This is a genomic window from Caldanaerobius fijiensis DSM 17918, assembly GCF_900129075.1.
GTDB classification, from domain to species: Bacteria; Bacillota; Thermoanaerobacteria; order Thermoanaerobacterales; family Caldanaerobiaceae; genus Caldanaerobius; species Caldanaerobius fijiensis.
The window spans coordinates 12,979-30,523 of the sequence record NZ_FQVH01000002.1; the positions used below are offsets into that span (position 1 = coordinate 12,979).

The 17,545-nt window shown below is 40.4% G+C and carries 13 protein-coding genes and 1 tRNA gene; all 14 read left to right on the forward strand.

Annotation, left to right across the window (positions count from 1 at the left end; translation table 11 throughout):
- Window positions 1–278: 278 nt before the first annotated feature.
- Window positions 279–1,436 carry a homocitrate synthase gene (gene nifV / locus BUB87_RS01385; protein ID WP_073341310.1) on the forward strand — a complete coding sequence of 386 codons (1,158 nt, stop codon included), beginning with the start codon at window positions 279–281 and terminating at the stop codon, window positions 1,434–1,436.
- Window positions 1,437–1,456: 20 nt separating this feature from the next.
- Complete coding sequence (locus BUB87_RS01390; RefSeq protein ID WP_073341311.1) at window positions 1,457–3,385, forward strand: aconitate hydratase; 1,929 nt, start codon at window positions 1,457–1,459, stop codon at window positions 3,383–3,385.
- Between the two features lie 99 nt (window positions 3,386–3,484).
- Window positions 3,485–3,558, forward strand: a tRNA-Val gene (locus tag BUB87_RS01395).
- Window positions 3,559–3,778: 220 nt separating this feature from the next.
- On the forward strand, window positions 3,779–5,431 hold the full coding sequence (locus BUB87_RS01400) for a nucleoside kinase (RefSeq protein ID WP_073341312.1): 1,653 nt from the start codon (window positions 3,779–3,781) through the stop codon (window positions 5,429–5,431).
- Window positions 5,432–5,514: 83 nt separating this feature from the next.
- Complete coding sequence (locus BUB87_RS01405; protein WP_073341313.1) at window positions 5,515–6,432, forward strand: AEC family transporter; 918 nt, start codon at window positions 5,515–5,517, stop codon at window positions 6,430–6,432.
- A gap of 37 nt (window positions 6,433–6,469) precedes the next feature.
- A complete protein-coding gene (locus tag BUB87_RS01410; RefSeq protein WP_073341314.1) occupies window positions 6,470–7,642 on the forward strand; it encodes an MFS transporter in 1,173 nt (390 codons plus the stop codon).
- Between the two features lie 226 nt (window positions 7,643–7,868).
- Window positions 7,869–8,402, forward strand: coding sequence for a bifunctional pyr operon transcriptional regulator/uracil phosphoribosyltransferase PyrR (gene pyrR / locus BUB87_RS01415; protein ID WP_073341315.1), 534 nt, complete (start codon window positions 7,869–7,871; stop codon window positions 8,400–8,402).
- Between the two features lie 170 nt (window positions 8,403–8,572).
- The gene (locus BUB87_RS01420) at window positions 8,573–9,508 is read left to right on the forward strand and encodes an aspartate carbamoyltransferase catalytic subunit (protein WP_073341316.1); all 936 of its coding nucleotides are present in this window, start codon (window positions 8,573–8,575) and stop codon (window positions 9,506–9,508) included.
- The gene (locus BUB87_RS01425; RefSeq protein ID WP_073341317.1) at window positions 9,492–10,778 is read left to right on the forward strand and encodes a dihydroorotase; all 1,287 of its coding nucleotides are present in this window, start codon (window positions 9,492–9,494) and stop codon (window positions 10,776–10,778) included. The genes BUB87_RS01420 and BUB87_RS01425 overlap by 17 nt, the downstream gene beginning before the upstream one ends.
- Window positions 10,772–11,635, forward strand: coding sequence for an orotidine-5'-phosphate decarboxylase (pyrF, locus tag BUB87_RS01430; RefSeq protein WP_073341318.1), 864 nt, complete (start codon window positions 10,772–10,774; stop codon window positions 11,633–11,635). The genes BUB87_RS01425 and pyrF overlap by 7 nt, the downstream gene beginning before the upstream one ends.
- Window positions 11,632–12,705 (forward strand): glutamine-hydrolyzing carbamoyl-phosphate synthase small subunit, encoded by a 1,074-nt coding sequence (carA, locus tag BUB87_RS01435; protein ID WP_073341319.1) that lies wholly within the window; start codon window positions 11,632–11,634, stop codon window positions 12,703–12,705. Before pyrF ends, carA begins: the two co-directional genes overlap by 4 nt.
- Complete coding sequence (gene carB, locus BUB87_RS01440; RefSeq protein ID WP_073341320.1) at window positions 12,698–15,892, forward strand: carbamoyl-phosphate synthase large subunit; 3,195 nt, start codon at window positions 12,698–12,700, stop codon at window positions 15,890–15,892. The genes carA and carB overlap by 8 nt, the downstream gene beginning before the upstream one ends.
- Window positions 15,889–16,635, forward strand: a complete 747-nt coding sequence (locus BUB87_RS01445) for a dihydroorotate dehydrogenase electron transfer subunit (protein WP_073341321.1) — start codon at window positions 15,889–15,891, stop codon at window positions 16,633–16,635. Before carB ends, BUB87_RS01445 begins: the two co-directional genes overlap by 4 nt.
- Entirely contained in the window at window positions 16,631–17,536 is a 906-nt protein-coding gene (locus BUB87_RS01450; RefSeq protein WP_200792737.1) for a dihydroorotate dehydrogenase, read from the forward strand. Before BUB87_RS01445 ends, BUB87_RS01450 begins: the two co-directional genes overlap by 5 nt.
- The last annotated feature ends 9 nt before the right edge of the window (window positions 17,537–17,545 follow it).

Genomic DNA, 17,545 nt, shown 5'->3' on the forward strand with positions numbered 1-17,545 from the left:
CCTCATATGTATTATCTTTAAAGCAGGCTCTAATTATGCAGAATTCGTAAAATGAAAGGGAAAAAAATTTTTTTTCAAATATGCAACAAAATTTAAGGATCTTTGCGATGTTTATATCGATAAATGAGCGATATAATAAGGAAAATAAAAGTGTATATTCACTGGTATTTATATAATTTTGCAAGATCTATAAAAAATTATTCAAAAATCTATTGACAAAGTTATTCTATTGGCATAAAATATCTTTAAAATAATTCAGGAGGGGGAAATGACGTACCATGTCTAATATTGCTAAAAAGATCTATCTCGTTGATACTACGCTTAGAGATGGCGAACAAACTGCAGGAGTCGTTTTTGCAAATGATGAAAAGGTTAGGATAGCAAAATTTTTAGATGAAATAGGCGTTCATCAATTAGAAGTTGGCATTCCAGCGATGGGCGGAGATGAAAAGGAAGCGATAAAGGCCATTGTTAAGGCGGGACTTAAAGCTAGCATCATGGCGTGGAATAGGGCAGTTATAAACGATGTTCAGGAGTCTATCGATTGTGGCGTGGATGCTGTTGCGATATCAATTTCCACCTCTGATATCCATATAAAACATAAGCTTCAAAAGAGCAGAGAATGGGTAATTGAGAGCATGGTACAGGCAACTGAATATGCTAAAAAACATGGACTATATGTTTCTGTTAATGCAGAAGATGCATCAAGGACGGATCCGGAATTTTTAATAGAGTTTGCAAAGGCGGCTAAAAGCGCAGGAGCTGATAGGTTGCGCTTTTGTGATACAGTTGGTATATTAGATCCATTCAAGACATTTGACAAAATCAAATTTTTAAAGGATAATGTTGATATAGATGTCGAGATGCATACACACAATGATTTCGGCATGGCTACGGCGAATGCCATAGCTGGTATTATGGCAGGTGCCAATTACGTAGGTGTAACTGTAAACGGGTTAGGTGAAAGGGCGGGCAATGCTGCTTTAGAGGAAGTGGTAATGGCGCTTAAATACGTAGAGGGAATAGATTTAAACATTGATACCAGGAGATTCAGAGAGATATCTGAATATGTAGCTATGGCGTCGGGAAGACAGTTGCCTTCGTGGAAGGCTATTGTAGGGTCCAATATGTTTGCTCATGAGTCGGGCATTCATGCTGACGGTACTATAAAAGATCCCAGGACCTATGAGGTATTTGATCCCAGTGAAGTAGGTCTTGAAAGGCAGATCGTCATAGGCAAACATTCTGGAACCGCTGCGATCAGAAAGAAATTTACTGAGTATGGAATAGATATTGATGAGGCAACAGCCAGAGAACTACTCCCTCGTGTGAGAGCAGCTGCCGTTTCGTTGAAGAGGTCGCTTTTTGACAAAGAACTCGTTTATATCTATGAGGACTATCTAAGAGAGAAGGAAGAAGGTAAAAAAGCACAATAATAGCATCAAGGGGGATTACAGTGGGTTACAATATTGTTCAAAAGATTTTGAAAGAACATTTGGTTTCAGGGAGTTTAGTCCCGGGCCACGAGATTGCAATTAAGATCGACCAAACTTTGACACAGGATTCTACTGGAACAATGGCATATTTACAATTTGAAGCAATGGGTATTTCCCGTGTCAAAACGAAGCTTTCTGTAGCATATGTGGATCATAATATGTTGCAGGAAGGTTTTGAAAACGCAGATGATCACAAATATATTCAGACAGTGGCATCAAAACATGGCATATATTTTTCAAGACCAGGTAATGGGATATGCCATCAGGTGCACCTTGAAAGGTTTGGTGTACCGGGAGAGACGTTGTTGGGTTCTGACAGCCATACGCCGACAAATGGAGCTTTAGGAATGATCGCTATAGGTGCAGGAGGATTGGATGTAGCTGTGGCGATGGGCGGTGGCCCGTATTATCTTATAATGCCAAGGGTTATTAACGTTAGATTGCATGGTTCATTACGTCCATGGGTTTCTGCGAAGGACATTATTTTAGAATTATTGAGAAGGCTTACAGTAAAAGGCGGTGTAGGTAAGATCATCGAGTATTCCGGTGATGGCATAAAAACTCTGACCGTTCCAGAAAGAGCTACTATTGCCAATATGGGAGCTGAGCTGGGAGCGACTACATCTGTCTTCCCTAGCGATGAGATTACAAGAGATTTCTTAAATGCGCAGGGTAGACTGAAAGATTGGAAACTTATAGAAGCTGATGAGGATGCTGAATACGATGAAGTGATAGATATATATCTCGATAAATTAGAGCCGTTAATAGCGCAACCTCACAGCCCCGATAATGTGGTAAAAGTAAAAGAATTAGAAGGATTAAAAGTAGATCAGGTGGCAATTGGCAGCTGTACAAATTCATCATATATGGATATGATGAAAGTTGCAGCAATACTAAAGGGAAAGACAGTGCATCCTGATGTTTCACTGGTTATTTCGCCTGGGTCCAGACAAGTATTTCAGATGCTGGCAAAAAACGGCGCTCTCGCAGATATGGTAGCTGCAGGTGCTAGAATATTGGAATGCGCGTGTGGACCGTGTATAGGTATGGGGCAGGCCCCAGCTACCAATGCGGTGTCTATAAGGACCTTCAATAGGAATTTTGAAGGCAGGAGTGGTACAAAGAGCGCTAAAGTATATCTTGCCAGTCCTGAGGTGGCTGCTACTGCTGCGATATATGGATGTATAAAAGATCCAAGGATATGGGGCAAAGAGATTCAGATCAGGTTACCTGAAAGATTTGAAATTAATGATAATATGATTATTCCACCGTCTGAAAATCCGGACGAAGTAGAAGTGGTAAGAGGTCCCAATATCAAACCGTTCCCATCTCATGAGCCATTGTCTGAAAAGCTGGAAGGTGAAGTATTATTAAAAGTAGGTGATAACATAACAACAGACCACATAATGCCTTCCAATGCCAGGTTGTTGCCCTTCAGGTCAAATATACCTAAACTTTCAGAACATTGCTTTGAAGGAGTAGATCCTGATTTCTCAAAGCGTGCAAAAGAAAAAGGCGGAGGTTTTATCGTTGGTGGCGCAAATTATGGCCAGGGATCTAGCCGTGAACATGCAGCGTTAGTGCCTTTGTATCTTGGTATCAAATTTGTACTGGCAAAATCTTTTGCCAGAATACACAAAGCCAATTTGATAAACAACGGGATACTTCCTTTGACCTTTGTAAATGAAGAGGATTATGATGAGATATCACAGGGTGACGTCCTGGTATTAGATGATGCTGTTGCACAGGTGAGATCAAAGGATAATATAGTTATAAAGAATATAACTAAAGGAAAAGAGATAATTGCCAATTTAGATGTATCTGATAGAAATAGAGAGCTTTTGATTGCAGGTGGGCTTCTTAATTATACGTCGCTTTCTAACAGATAAAAACCAGGTTTCCCTTTTATGGCATGCAGAATGCATGCCTGCATTTTTTTCTTGACAATGTTGATTGTAGTGTATATAATATAACTTGTCAGGAGGGATGGGGTTATAGCCCAGCTGGTTAGAGCGCCACGTTGACATCGTGGAGGTCACAGGTTCGAGCCCTGTTAACCCCACACGCATTACAAAAGGATTCCGGCACTTTGTTTAGGTGTCGGATTTTTTATTTGCTGTTTGAATATAATTTTATTTTAACTTGTTCGGGTTATAGCATTGTATTGATGTAAGGGACTTCCATACGGAGTTTCTAGATGATATAATGGTATAACATAATGCAAATGAATGTTTTTTTGTTTATGTTCTCCATATAATAATGTGAGTAAAGGAGGTATAAGGTTGAAAACTGTTAATGTTAAATTTGGAAATAAAAATTATGAATGCACAGAAGGTACCAGGCTTATGGATTTTTTTAAAGAGAATGATCAATCTTATGATATGATCATAGCTGGTCTCGTAGATAACAAGCTGGTTGATTTGAACTACAGAATACATAGGGATTGTACTGTAAAAGCGGTGGACATACGAAGCGAAGAGGGAATGAAGGTATACAGGAGAAGCATGAGCTTTGTTTTTATAAAGGCTGTACATGAAATCTATCCCCATGCCAGGGTTACAATAGAGCATTCTCTGGGGAAAGGCCTGTACTGTGAGATACACAAAGAGCGCTCATTGACTAGAGGTGACGTGGAGCTTATTAAACAGAAAATGCAAGAGATTGTTTCTAAAAATTTGCCTTTTGAGAGAATAAAGGTGTCTATAGAAGAGGCTGCAGACATTTTTAACAGGCAGGGTCAACCTGAAAAGGTAAAATTGCTTAAGTACAGTACGGAAGATAGGATGTACCTGTATAGACTTGACGGTTATTGCGACTATTTTTACGGTATTCTGGCGCCTTATACTGGATATTTAAAAGTATTTGATCTCAAATTTTATTTGCCAGGTGTGATAATACTGTTTCCTGATGTCTCTGATCCGCAAAAGGTGGCACAGTTTGTAGATCAACACAAGCTTGCCGCCATATATCAGGAGACTGAAAAATGGGGCAGGATAATGAAGGTTGATTATGTGTCCTCTTTAAATGAGCTCGTGGAGTCAGGGGATATAAAAGAGATAATAAGAATTGCAGAAGCGTTGCATGAAAAGAAAATTGCGCAGATAGCTGATATGATAAACAAAAATCGCGATAATGTAAGGCTTATATTGATAGCGGGTCCGTCTTCTTCTGGCAAAACCACCTTTGCTCAAAGACTGTATATCCAGTTAAGGGTTAATGGATTAAGGCCTATATCCATTTCTCTAGATGATTACTTTTTGCCGTCGGAAAAAGTACCGCGGGATGAAGATGGTAAATACGACTTTGAAGACATTGAAGCCCTTGACCTGGAATTGTTCAATGAACAATTAACTCAGCTGATACAGGGAGAAGAGGTGATTTTACCTAAATATGATTTCACTATTGGGGCAAGAGCACCTCAGGGCAGAAGAGTTAAAATCGATGCCGATCAACCTGTGATCATCGAAGGAATTCATGGCTTAAATGAAAGGTTGACAGCAGCCATACCCAAGGATCGAAAATTTAAGATATACATAAGTGCGTTAACTCAATTAAATTTAGACGATCACAATAGGATACCTACCACTGATTCAAGGCTTGTAAGGCGTATTGTGAGAGACTATATGTTCAGAGCTACTGATGCTGAAAAAACTCTTGAAATGTGGAACTCTGTTAGGCGCGGAGAAGAGAAGAATATATTTCCATATCAAGAAGAAGCTGATGTAATGTTTAATTCTGCACTGGTGTATGAGTTAGGTGTGCTTAAAAAATATGCGGAACCTTTGTTGGCAAAAGTAGAAAGGTCGTCCAGTGTTTTTTATATGGCACAATATTTACTGGACATTTTAAGCTACATAAAGCCCATTGAAGATGAGCAGGATATACCTGCCAATTCCATACTGAGAGAGTTTATAGGCAACAGCTGCTTTTTTTAATCCAGGATGGTGTATTTATAAACAAAAAATAGTGTTTTTATAAAATGATGAGTGGTTGCAAAACGATATAGGGGGAAAAAGCGTTGAATCAACTTATAATAGAGGAAAAAATACTTTTGAATATAACCACACTCTTTTTTGGGTATATCATAAAAAGGTTGAGGATTTTACCTGAGGGTACCGGAGATGTACTCAGCAAATTTATATTGTACATCACATTGCCTGCAACAATTTTAAACGTTTTTATGAACTCTAAGATTTACCCTCAGCTTTTTATTTTGCCTGTGACAAGTATAATTCTAGGTGTTTTAACTTTTGTTTTTGGTTACTTTGTAATAAGAAAAATTGATTTAGAAAGTAAGACGAAATGGACACTATTAATATCTATATGCGGGTACAATGTGGGGCTTTTTGCGTTTCCTTTTGTTCAACAGGTTTACGGCAATAAAGGCTTGATTAACATGGCTATGTTTGATATGGGGAATTCGTTTATTGTATTCGGTCTGGCATATGGTATATCTTTTTTGGCTTCAGAAAAAGAAAAAATTGATTTAAAAGCTATCGTAAAAAAGATATTACTGTTTTTACCATTGGATGTGTATGTGCTATCTATCGTAATGAACCTGATGGGTATAAAATTTGGGAAAATTCCTCAACAGTTTATATCACAGCTGTCAATTCCCAATGGAGTTCTTGCTTTATTTACAATAGGTTATTTTTTAGATTTTAATTTAAATAAAGATGAATTAAAAGCGCTTGTCACAGGATTGTTTATAAAGTTTTTACCTGGAGTGCTTTTATTTCTATTGATCCCGTTGATATTTAGCACTAAATTGCTTATAATAAAGGTTATAACCATAGGAGCAATTTTGCCCACGCCTATGGTGGCTGTTATTTATTCCAGTGATAGAGGATTAAATGTCAAGCTGTCGTCAATTTTTGTGACAGCGACGATTCTTGTAAGCCTCGTGTTTATGGTTATTATAATGCTAAGTTGGTAATTGAATTATATTAATTATATACAAGGGGGAAAAATTTATGGACAAAAGTAAAAGGTTTTACTATTTTTTTGTAGCTTTTTATGCCATTTCTTTTATGAGCGGCGCGATTTACGGGACGTTTTTGCCTGTTTATCTGGACCATATAGGTTATAATAAAGCGTCAATAGGCGTGTTGATGTCACTTGGACCTTTTGTTGCTATAATTGCACAGCCGTTCTGGGGTATTACCAGTGATAGGGCCAGATCAAAAAATTTTGTATTACAGCTTTTGTTTTTGTGCAGCATCGCTATAATGGCTTTGTATCCGATGTCCAGGAATTTTTACTATTTAATAGTCGTTATAACCGCATTTACATTCTTTCAAACCTCGACAGGTCCCATTGGAGATACTATAACGCTAGAATACCTGGATGAAACTCAACAAAAGTTTGGACCTATAAGGATGGCGGGTACATTGGGGTATTCGTTGATGTCAATAGTGGCTGGCTTTTTCGCACAGAGATACATAGGCAGTATATTTGCGCTTAATATTGCTGTTATGTTTACTGCCTTTATGCTGGTCTTTAAACTGCCCAGGATAAAAGGACATCAATCGAAAAAAAATCGCGTGCCCATATGGAAGTTATTTTCAAACAAAAACCTGGTTATACTCATGGCATTAAACTTTATGGTCCAGGTAACCCTTGGATTTTACTATACTTATTTTCCGCTTTACTTTAAACAGCTGGGTGGAAGTAATAGCCTTCTGGGATGGGCGTACTTTATATCCAGCTTGAGTGAAGTGCCGTTTTTATTGTATGCTGACAGGATTTTAAAGAAAATAGGTCCTCGCTACACCCTTCTGGGGGCTACCACAGTAGCGGGTATCAGGTGGCTTTTGATGTCGTTTGTGCCAAAGGCCTATATGTTTTTGCCATTGCAGCTTTTACACGGTTTGATATTTATCGTCCTCTATTATTCCATGGCCACGTATATAAACCAGGAAGTACCCATGGAGTTAAAAGCTTCAGGGCAAACGATAAACAGCTTGATAGGTATGGGAATTGCCAGGATAACAGGTAGCTTGCTTGGCGGATTTTTAAGCGATATCTATGGCATAAAGATGATGTTTATGTATAATTCGCTGTTGGCTTTCGCCACGGTGTTGGTTTTTGGATACTTTTTTATAAAAAAGGATAGGACAAGGGCAGTAGAGAAGGTTAATATTTAAAAGTAAAAACGTACTTGCAAAAGGCTCAATAATAGTATATAATAATTCTAGTTAAATAAAGGCCTTTAAATCAACCCTGAGAGGTTGGCAAGGTGACGGATCGTATAATAAGGTATAAAAGATTTTTATAAATCTTTTATAGAGTGTAAGCTTGTAACTATTCGGAGATAATAAATATGAAGCCTCTCAGCCGGTTTGGTTGGGAGGCTTTTTTGGAGGAATGGTCTTGAAAATAAAGGCTGAGATAATGGATGAAAATGCGATAAAGCGAGCGCTGGTGAGGATTGCCCATGAGATAATAGAGCGCAATAAAGGCGTGGAGGATCTGGTGCTAATAGGCATAAAGACAAGAGGCGTGCCTTTGGCGGAGAGAATCGCAAAAGAAATAGCCAAGATTGAAGGCAAAAACGTGCCGGTAGGGGAACTAGACATCACTTTGTACCGCGACGATTTAAGTGCCCTTGCTGAGCAGCCCATCGTGAGCAAGCCTAACTTACCCTTTGATGTAAAAGGGAAGATTTGCGTACTGGTAGATGATGTCCTATATACCGGTAGAACCGTTAGAGCTGCTATGGACGCCATTATACGATTGGGGAGGCCTAAAGCTATTCAGCTAGCGATTCTTATTGACAGAGGGCACAGAGAATTACCGATCAAAGCCGATTTCGTGGGCAAAAATGTGCCAACTTCCAGAGCTGAAGTTATATCCGTAAGAGTGGTTGAGGTAGATAAAGAGAATAAGGTATTTATTATGGAATGACCTTTTAAATTAGTCCTGTGAGGCTAATAAGGGGAGCGGGACTCCCTGAATAATAGATGGGAGGAGATTATTATGGTTAAAACTAAACAGGTGGTAGAAAATAGGATAGAATAGGTCGTTCTATCCTATTTTTTTGTGCGATGAAACAAATATTGAGGAGGTTAGTAACCATGTTAAGAAAGGATCTTTTGGGATTGAGATTTTTAACGACAAAGGAAATTGAAGAAATTCTGAATTTAGCTAGGGATATGAAAAAATCTCTAGTGTATAAGATAGATAGGACTTCTACTCTTAAGGGCAAAACGCTTGTTACCTTGTTTTATGAACCCAGTACCAGGACCAGAACGTCCTTTGAACTGGCAGCTAAATACCTGGGAGCCAATGTGGTGTGCATAGAGACAGCGACCAGCAGTGTGGTCAAAGGGGAATCTCTGATTGATACAGCCAGGACCATAGATAGCATGGGAGTAGATATGATAGCCATAAGACATCCTATGACAGGGGCTCCAGGGATTATAGCCAGGGAAGTAAAGGCCGCAGTTATAAATGCTGGAGATGGTATCAACGAGCACCCGACTCAGGCACTTTTGGATATGCTGACTATTTTAGAAAAGAAAGGGCGCTTAAAAGGCCTTACGGTGACAATTGTGGGCGATATACTTCACAGTCGGGTAGCTCGTTCTAATATATTCGGCATGACTAAAATGGGCATAAATATAAGGGTGGCAGGGCCTTCAACCCTCATACCGCCAGGTCTGCAGAATTTAGGAGTAGAGGTTTACAATGATGCGGATGAAGCGGTTAAAGGAGCCGATGTGGTTATGGCCTTGAGGATACAGCTGGAAAGACAAAAAAGTGGCTTATTTCCCTCGTTAGGAGAATTTCACAGGATGTACGGCATAGATGACAGGAGGATGAGATTGGCGGCAGATGATGCTATATTGATGCACCCGGGACCAATGAACAGAGGTGTAGAGGTATCATATGAGATTGCCGATGAAAGAATATGTACGGCTGATGAACAGGTTACCAGTGGAGTAGCTGTCAGAATGGCCTTGCTTACGCTGTTATCTGAGAGGAGTGCGGCTTATGAAAATATTGTTTAAAGCGGGACGGATTGTAAACTGTGATCAAGAAAAGGTCTGCGATTTATTGATTGAAGATAAAAAGATAGTAGCTATAGCTGACGAGATAGATGCCGATGATGCATTGGTAATAGATGCCAGAGGATTGTTGGTTATGCCGGGATTCGTAGACATGCATTGCCATCTGAGAGATCCTGGATATGAATATAAAGAGACCATAAGGACAGGAACAATGGCCGCTGCCCGGGGAGGATTTACGACAATAGCCTGTATGCCCAATACCAATCCTGTGGTGGACAACAAAGTGGTGTTGGAGTATATAAAATCAAAGGCTGTAAGAGAGGGCGTTGTAAATGTATTGCCCATCGGTGCCATAACAAAAGGCCTGAATGGCGAAGAATTGTCGGAAATGGGTGAACTTAAGGAAAATGGCGTGGTGGCACTGTCTGATGATGGAAAATCGGTAATGAATGCAGGCCTCATGAAAAGGGCATTGTCTTATGCCAGGATGCTTGATATGCTCGTCATATCCCATTGCGAGGACGTGAATATAACAGGAGAAGGAGTAATGAATTCAGGCTACATGGCCACGCTTTTAGGGTTAAAAGGTATGCCTGCTGAAGCAGAAGAAGTTATGATCTCAAGGGATGCCATTCTGGCACTGCATACAGGGGCGCGCCTTCATATAGCCCATGTGAGCACGAAGATATCTACGGATATTATAAGGTGGACTAAAAAAATGGGCGTAAATATAACAGCAGAAGTTACACCCCATCACCTTTCTCTCACGGAGGAGGAAGTGGACGGTTATAATACTGACACCAAGGTTAACCCGCCTTTGCGGACGCGCGAAGATATCATGGCGTTGATAGACGGATTAAAAGACGGCACTATTGACTGTATTGCCACAGATCATGCTCCTCACGGTATACAGGATAAGAATGTGGAATACGCCAGAGCGGCTTTTGGCATATCAGGCTTTGAAACGGCCTTCTCGGTGATAAATACTTACCTTGTAGAGAAAAAGCATATTGATTACAAAGACGTGGTGCGACTTATGTCAACAAACCCTGCTAAAATTCTTGGAATAGATAGAGGATACATTAAAGAAGGAGCCGTTGCTGATATTGTGCTGGTAGATCCTGAGGCAGCGTACGTGGTAGATAAAAATAAGTTTTACTCAAAAGGTAAAAATACTCCATATGATGGAAAGGTTTTAAAGGGAGTTATAAAGATGACTTTGGTCGGCGGCAAGGTGGTTTACAATAGCGAGGAGGGGATATTGTGTTGATAGATAAATTTATCAGCGAGATAGAATCCAAGCGAAATTGTGCAGTGGTAGGCCTTGATACGCAATATGAATATGTGCCTGATAAGATGAAAAAAAGCGATCCTATAGAATCTATATGGGAATTCAATAAGAGGATAATTGATGCTATTTATGAAATTGTGGCAGTAGTTAAGATTCAGATAGCGATGTATGAGCAATATGGTGTGGCTGGTTTGGATCTGTTTTACAGGACATCGCATTATGCTAAGGAAAAAGGTATGTACGTCATAGCGGATGTAAAAAGAGGGGATATATCTTCAACTGCGGTCGCTTATTCTAAAGCATTTTTAACAAGACCGGATATTGATTTTGTGACGGTAAATCCTTACATGGGATATGATTCTATCAAACCGTTCATAGATGATTGTGTCAAATACGATAAGGGAATTTTTATTCTAACAAAAACGTCCAATCCCTCCTCTGGTGATATTCAGGATCTGATTGCAGATGGGCGTCCAATATATGAGCACGTTGCTATAAAGGTCGATCAGTGGGGTAAAGATTATGTAGGAGAAAGAGGCTATTCTTTTGTGGGAGCGGTAATAGGTGCTACTTATCCTGAACAGGCCAAAAAGCTCAGGGCTTTGATGCCCAATGCATATATACTGGTGCCTGGATACGGGGTGCAGGGTGCGACAGCTCAGGATGCTGCAGCTGCTTTTAATAGAGATGGCCTAGGTGCCATTGTAAATTCATCCAGGGGGATTCTCCTGTCATATAAAAAACACCCCGAAATAGGCTTAGAAGATGCGATAATACAGGAGGTTATAAGGATGAGGGATGATCTCAACAGCGCAATCAGGGGTGATAAAAAATGAGAGCATATCTTTTATTAGAAAACGGCGTGTACTTTGAAGGGGAATCCATTGGTTTACCTGGAGAAACTGTAGGTGAAGTGGTATTCAACACAGGGATGACCGGTTATCAGGAAGTGCTTACAGATCCTTCTTATTATGGCCAGATCGTGACTATGACATATCCGTTGATAGGTAATTACGGTATAAACGAAGAGGATTTTCAATCCTATAAGCCCCATGTGAGAGGTTTTGTGGTCAGAGAAGCTTGTGAAAAGCCCAGTAATTTCAGGTATAAGTATACCCTTGACGAATATCTTAAAGCTAATAATATTGTTGGTATTCAAGGGGTTGATACCAGGGCTCTTACCAAGATAATAAGAGAAAAAGGCACTATGATGGGCATGATCACATTGAATATTTCGGATATAGAAGAAAAGCTCAAGGCCATCAGGGGTCATATAGAAAGGGATCACGTAGAGCGAGTAACAACCAGAGAAGTCTATCATATCCATGGAAGTGGTTATAGGGTAGCGGTAATAGATTATGGGATAAAGACAAATATTATTGAGAATTTGAAAATACGTGGTTTAGATATCACAGTATTTCCTGCACGCTGTGCCGCTGAAGATATACTGGATATAAAACCAGATGGTATACTTTTGTCCAACGGACCTGGAGACCCTAAAGATGCGATGTATGCCGTAGAACAGGTAGATAAGCTCATAGGGAAAGTACCTGTTTTTGGCATATGCCTCGGCCATCAGATATTATCGCTGGCTTTAGGAGCAGATACCAGTAAGTTAAAGTATGGACACAGGGGTTGTAATCATCCTGTTAAGGATCTGAAAAGTGATAGAACTTATATCACATCACAGAACCATGGGTATACAGTCATACCCGAAAGCTTACCTGATGATGTGGAAATAACCCATATAAACATCAACGATAATACCGTAGAGGGAATAAGGCATAAAAAATTGCCAGTGTATAGTGTGCAATTTCACCCTGAAGCATCCCCAGGACCTTATGACACATTATACCTATTTGACGTCTTCGTCGACATGATGAAAAGGAGGGTGGCAGATGTATAAAAAGGTAATGGTAATCGGATCAGGACCAATAGTCATAGGACAGGCAGCTGAGTTTGATTATTCGGGAACACAGGCTTGTCGATCCCTTAAAGAAGAGGGGGTCGAAGTTGTATTGGTAAACAGCAATCCCGCTACTATAATGACAGATACAGAAATAGCTGATAAGATATACATTGAGCCGTTAAAAGTGGAGGTTATAAAAAATATCATCGCAAAGGAGCGCCCTGATGGCCTGTTGCCTACATTGGGCGGTCAAACGGGATTAAATCTGGCTGTAGAGCTGGCAGAATCCGGTGTGCTCGATGAATACGGTGTGGAACTCATGGGTACAAAATTGGAGTCTATAAAGAAAGCAGAAGACAGGGATGAGTTTCGCAAGACCATGCTGGAAATAGGTGAACCTATACTACCGAGCCATGTGGCCAATAGCGTTGATGAAGCTGTAAAAATAGCTGGTGAGATAGGCTATCCGGTTATAGTAAGGCCTGCCTATACACTAGGGGGAACAGGTGGTGGCATAGCGCAGGATGAAGCACAGCTTAAAGAGATTGCAGCATCAGGTTTGCAGTACAGCAGAACACACCAGGTGCTAATAGAAAAGAGTGTGTACGGCTGGAAAGAGATTGAGTATGAGGTTATGAGGGATAGCAAGGGAAATTGCATAACGGTTTGTAATATGGAAAATATCGATCCTGTAGGGATTCACACCGGTGACAGCATAGTAGTAGCACCGTCTCAAACATTATCTGATAAAGAATACCAGATGTTAAGGCGTGCATCACTCAAGATAATCGACGCATTAAAGATAGAAGGAGGTTGTAATGTACAGTTTGCCCTCAACCCTAAAAGCTTTGAGTACTACGTCATAGAGGTAAATCCGCGGGTTAGCCGTTCCAGCGCCCTGGCTTCTAAAGCTACCGGTTATCCCATTGCCAAAGTTGCCGCGAAAATAGCGCTAGGTTATAGCCTTGATCAGATAAAAAATGCAGTAACAGGTAAGACCTATGCGTGTTTTGAACCATCTATAGATTATGTTGTGATAAAGATACCCAGGTGGCCGTTTGATAAATTCTATACTGCTGATAGAAAATTAGGTACTCAAATGAAAGCTACAGGAGAAGTAATGGCCATAGGTACATCTTTTGAATCGGCTCTTTTAAAAGGGATTAGATCTCTGGAAATAGGTGTAGATCACCTTTGGCATAAAGGCATATCTAGGCTTTCAAATGAAGAAGTTATCGAGAAAATGAAAATGGAAGACGATGAGAGAATTTTTGCTGTGGCAGAGGCTATGAGAAGGGGCATGCCTCTGGATGAGATACATCGTATCACCCATATAGATATGTTTTTCCTTGATAAAATATTTAATATAATAATGATGGAACGTGAATTGTGCTCATCAGAAATCAATAGCGATCTGCTTTTAAAGGCTAAAAAGAAGGGTTTCTCGGATAAGGCTATTGCGAGGTTAATAGGTAAAACAGAGGATTACGTAAGAAATATGCGAATTGAATATGGCATTACCCCGTCTTATAAAATGGTGGATACGTGCGCAGCGGAATTTGAGGCGGTATCACCCTACTATTATTCTACTTATGATGGTTCTGATGAGGTGGCGTATTCTAATAAGCCCAAGGTGATTGCCATAGGATCCGGCCCCATAAGGATAGGTCAGGGTATAGAGTTTGACTACTGCCTTGTACACTCAATATGGGCGTTAAAAAAGATGGGATATGAGGCTGTGGTTATAAACAACAATCCTGAAACGGTGAGTACAGACTTTGATACATCTGATAGGCTGTATTTTGAACCGTTGACTCTAGAAGATGTGCTAGCAGTGATACAGAAAGAAAAGCCTGAAGGAGTACTGGTACAGTTTGGAGGCCAGACGGCTATAAAGCTTACAAATGCCCTCAGTAGATTGGGAGTAAAAATATTGGGAACAAGTCCGCAGAGCATTGACGAGGCTGAAGACAGGGATAAATTTGATGAACTGCTGGAGAGGCTGGACATGAAGAGGCCTAAAGGCAAAGGCGTTGTGGGTCTGGAACAAGCATTGAAGACAGCTGGTGAATTGGGCTATCCGGTGTTGGTAAGACCTTCTTATGTCTTAGGAGGACAGGGCATGCAAGTGGTGTATTCGGATGATGATTTGAGAAAATACGTCAATGCTGCCCTGGATATGTCTGATGAATTTCCTATATTAATTGATAAATACCTTATGGGAAAAGAAGTTGAGGTTGATGCCATATCCGATGGCCAGGACATTTTGATACCAGGTATAATGGAGCATTTGGAGCGGGCAGGTGTTCATTCTGGCGATAGCATATCGATTTATCCTACGATAACCGTCAGTCGGGATATGGTGGACAAAATCGTCGATTATACCCAGAGGCTATCAAAAGCATTAAACGTGAAAGGGCTTATAAATGTTCAGTTTGTCATATACGATGACGAGCTATATGTTATAGAGGTAAATCCCAGGTCCAGCAGAACGGTACCGTATATAAGCAAAGTGACTGGTGTTCCTATGATAGAGCTTGCTACAAAAGCTGCTATGGGAGCAAGGATTGCCGATATGGGGTATGGGACCGGGTTGTACAAAAAGGCTGATAAATACGCGGTTAAAGTGCCTGTCTTTTCGTTTCAGAAGTTGCCGATGGTTGAAGTAGCTCTGGGTCCTGAGATGAAATCCACCGGCGAGGTCTTGGGCGTATCTCCTGACTTTACAGAGGCATTATATAAAGGTATGATTGCAGCGGGCATTAATATACCGCAAAAAGGCAATGTACTCATAACAGTGGCTGATGTGGATAAGAAGGAAATATTGCCATTGGCTAAGGAATTTATCGAATTGGGATTTAATATACTGGCAACCCAGGGTACAGCTGAATTTTTGCGCAGCAATGGTATTGAGGCTCAAATGGTGTCAAAACTGGAGGATGGGCACCCCAATATAATTGATTTGATGGATCAAGGTATAATACAAATTGTCATCAATACGCCTACGAGGGGCAAAGAACCTATGAGAGACGGTTACAATATTAGAAGTAGAGCAGTAAGGCTTTCGATACCGTGCATAACGTCTATTGACACAGCATATGGCCTATTAAGGTGTATAAAATCTCAAAAAAATTTGGGTGAACTACCCGTGTATGCATTAAAAGATGAGGATGTGAGAAATTGAAGAGCAGTATATTGTTTAACAGGTTGCTTGCTCCGGGTATATATCAGATGGCTTTTAGCTGTGCTGATATTGCCAGGTCTGCAAGCCCTGGTCAATTTGTTCATATAAAACTCAATGACAGTGGGCATATTTTAAGGAGGCCTTTTAGCATAAGTAATATCATTGGCGATATTGTATATATTGTATATCAGGTCAGGGGTTCAGGTACGCTAATTATTTCACGCCTTAAATCAGGTGATGAAATTGATGTGATAGGGCCATTAGGTAGGGGATTTGATATAAGCCGTACAAAAAACCGCGCATTAATCGTAGGAGGAGGACTTGGCATAGCACCGCTGCTTTATCTATCAAGAATGCTGAGTAATAAATCGGAAGTTTTTCTGGGATATAAAGATCATTTGTTTCTTGTGGAGGAGTTTGAGCATCCAATAGTATCCACCGAGACCGGCATATCAGGCTATAGGGGTTTTGTTACAGATGCTTTGAAAGAATATCTTGAAAGTAGTCCTATGGCAGATATCATATACGCTTGCGGACCTGTAGGAATGTTAAAAGCGGTTAAGTCCATATCGCAACATTACGGTATACCATGCCAGGTATCTCTAGAAGAGCGTATGGGATGTGGCATAGGAGCTTGCCTTGTGTGTTCGTGCAAGATAAAGGCAGAAGATGGTTGGCATTATATGAGGGTTTGCGCTGATGGGCCGGTGTTTATGGCAGATGAGGTGATTTTTGATGATTGACATGGAAGTAGAGATCGCAGGTATAAAGATGAAAAATCCTGTTACTACAGCATCGGGCACCTTTGGTCATGGTGTGGAGTATGCTAAATACGTTGATTTAAATAGATTGGGTGCTATTACCGTCAAAGCTATAACTTTGGAACCCAGGGAAGGTAATCCGCCCCCCAGGATTGCTGAGACACCTTCTGGAATATTAAACAGTGTAGGATTGCAAAATCCGGGAGTTGACACATTTATCAGGGAAGACTTGCCTGAACTTATAAAGTATCAGGTACCTATCATCGTGAATGTAGCAGGTAATACTATTGAAGAATATTGTCAGGTTGTAGAGAAATTAAACGATTTACCTATAGCTGCCTTTGAACTCAACATATCATGTCCTAATGTAAAGCATGGTGGTATGGCCTTTGGTTCTGACCCTCATATGATTGAAAAGGTCACGAAAAAGGTAAAAAACCGTAGCAAAAAGCCATTGATAGTAAAGCTTTCACCTAATGTAACCAGTATCGTAGATTCGGCAATAGCGGCATGTGATGGTGGAGCGGATGCCTTGTCCCTTATAAATACCCTTTTAGGTATGGCTATTGATGCAGAGAGCAGAAAGCCGATATTAAAAAATATAACTGGAGGTTTATCGGGACCCGCGATAAAGCCCATAGCGCTTAGAATGGTATACGAAGTTCATAAAGCTGTAAATATACCTATAATTGGTATGGGCGGTATAATGACAGGAATTGATGCAATAGAATTTATGCTGGCAGGTGCTACAGCTGTAGCAGTGGGTACCGCTAACCTTGTAAATCCCACTGCGGTTATTGACGTTATTGACGGTATATACGATTACATGCAAAGGCATGATATCAAAAGCATAAAAGATATCGTAGGAGCGTTAAGCGCATGATAATATATC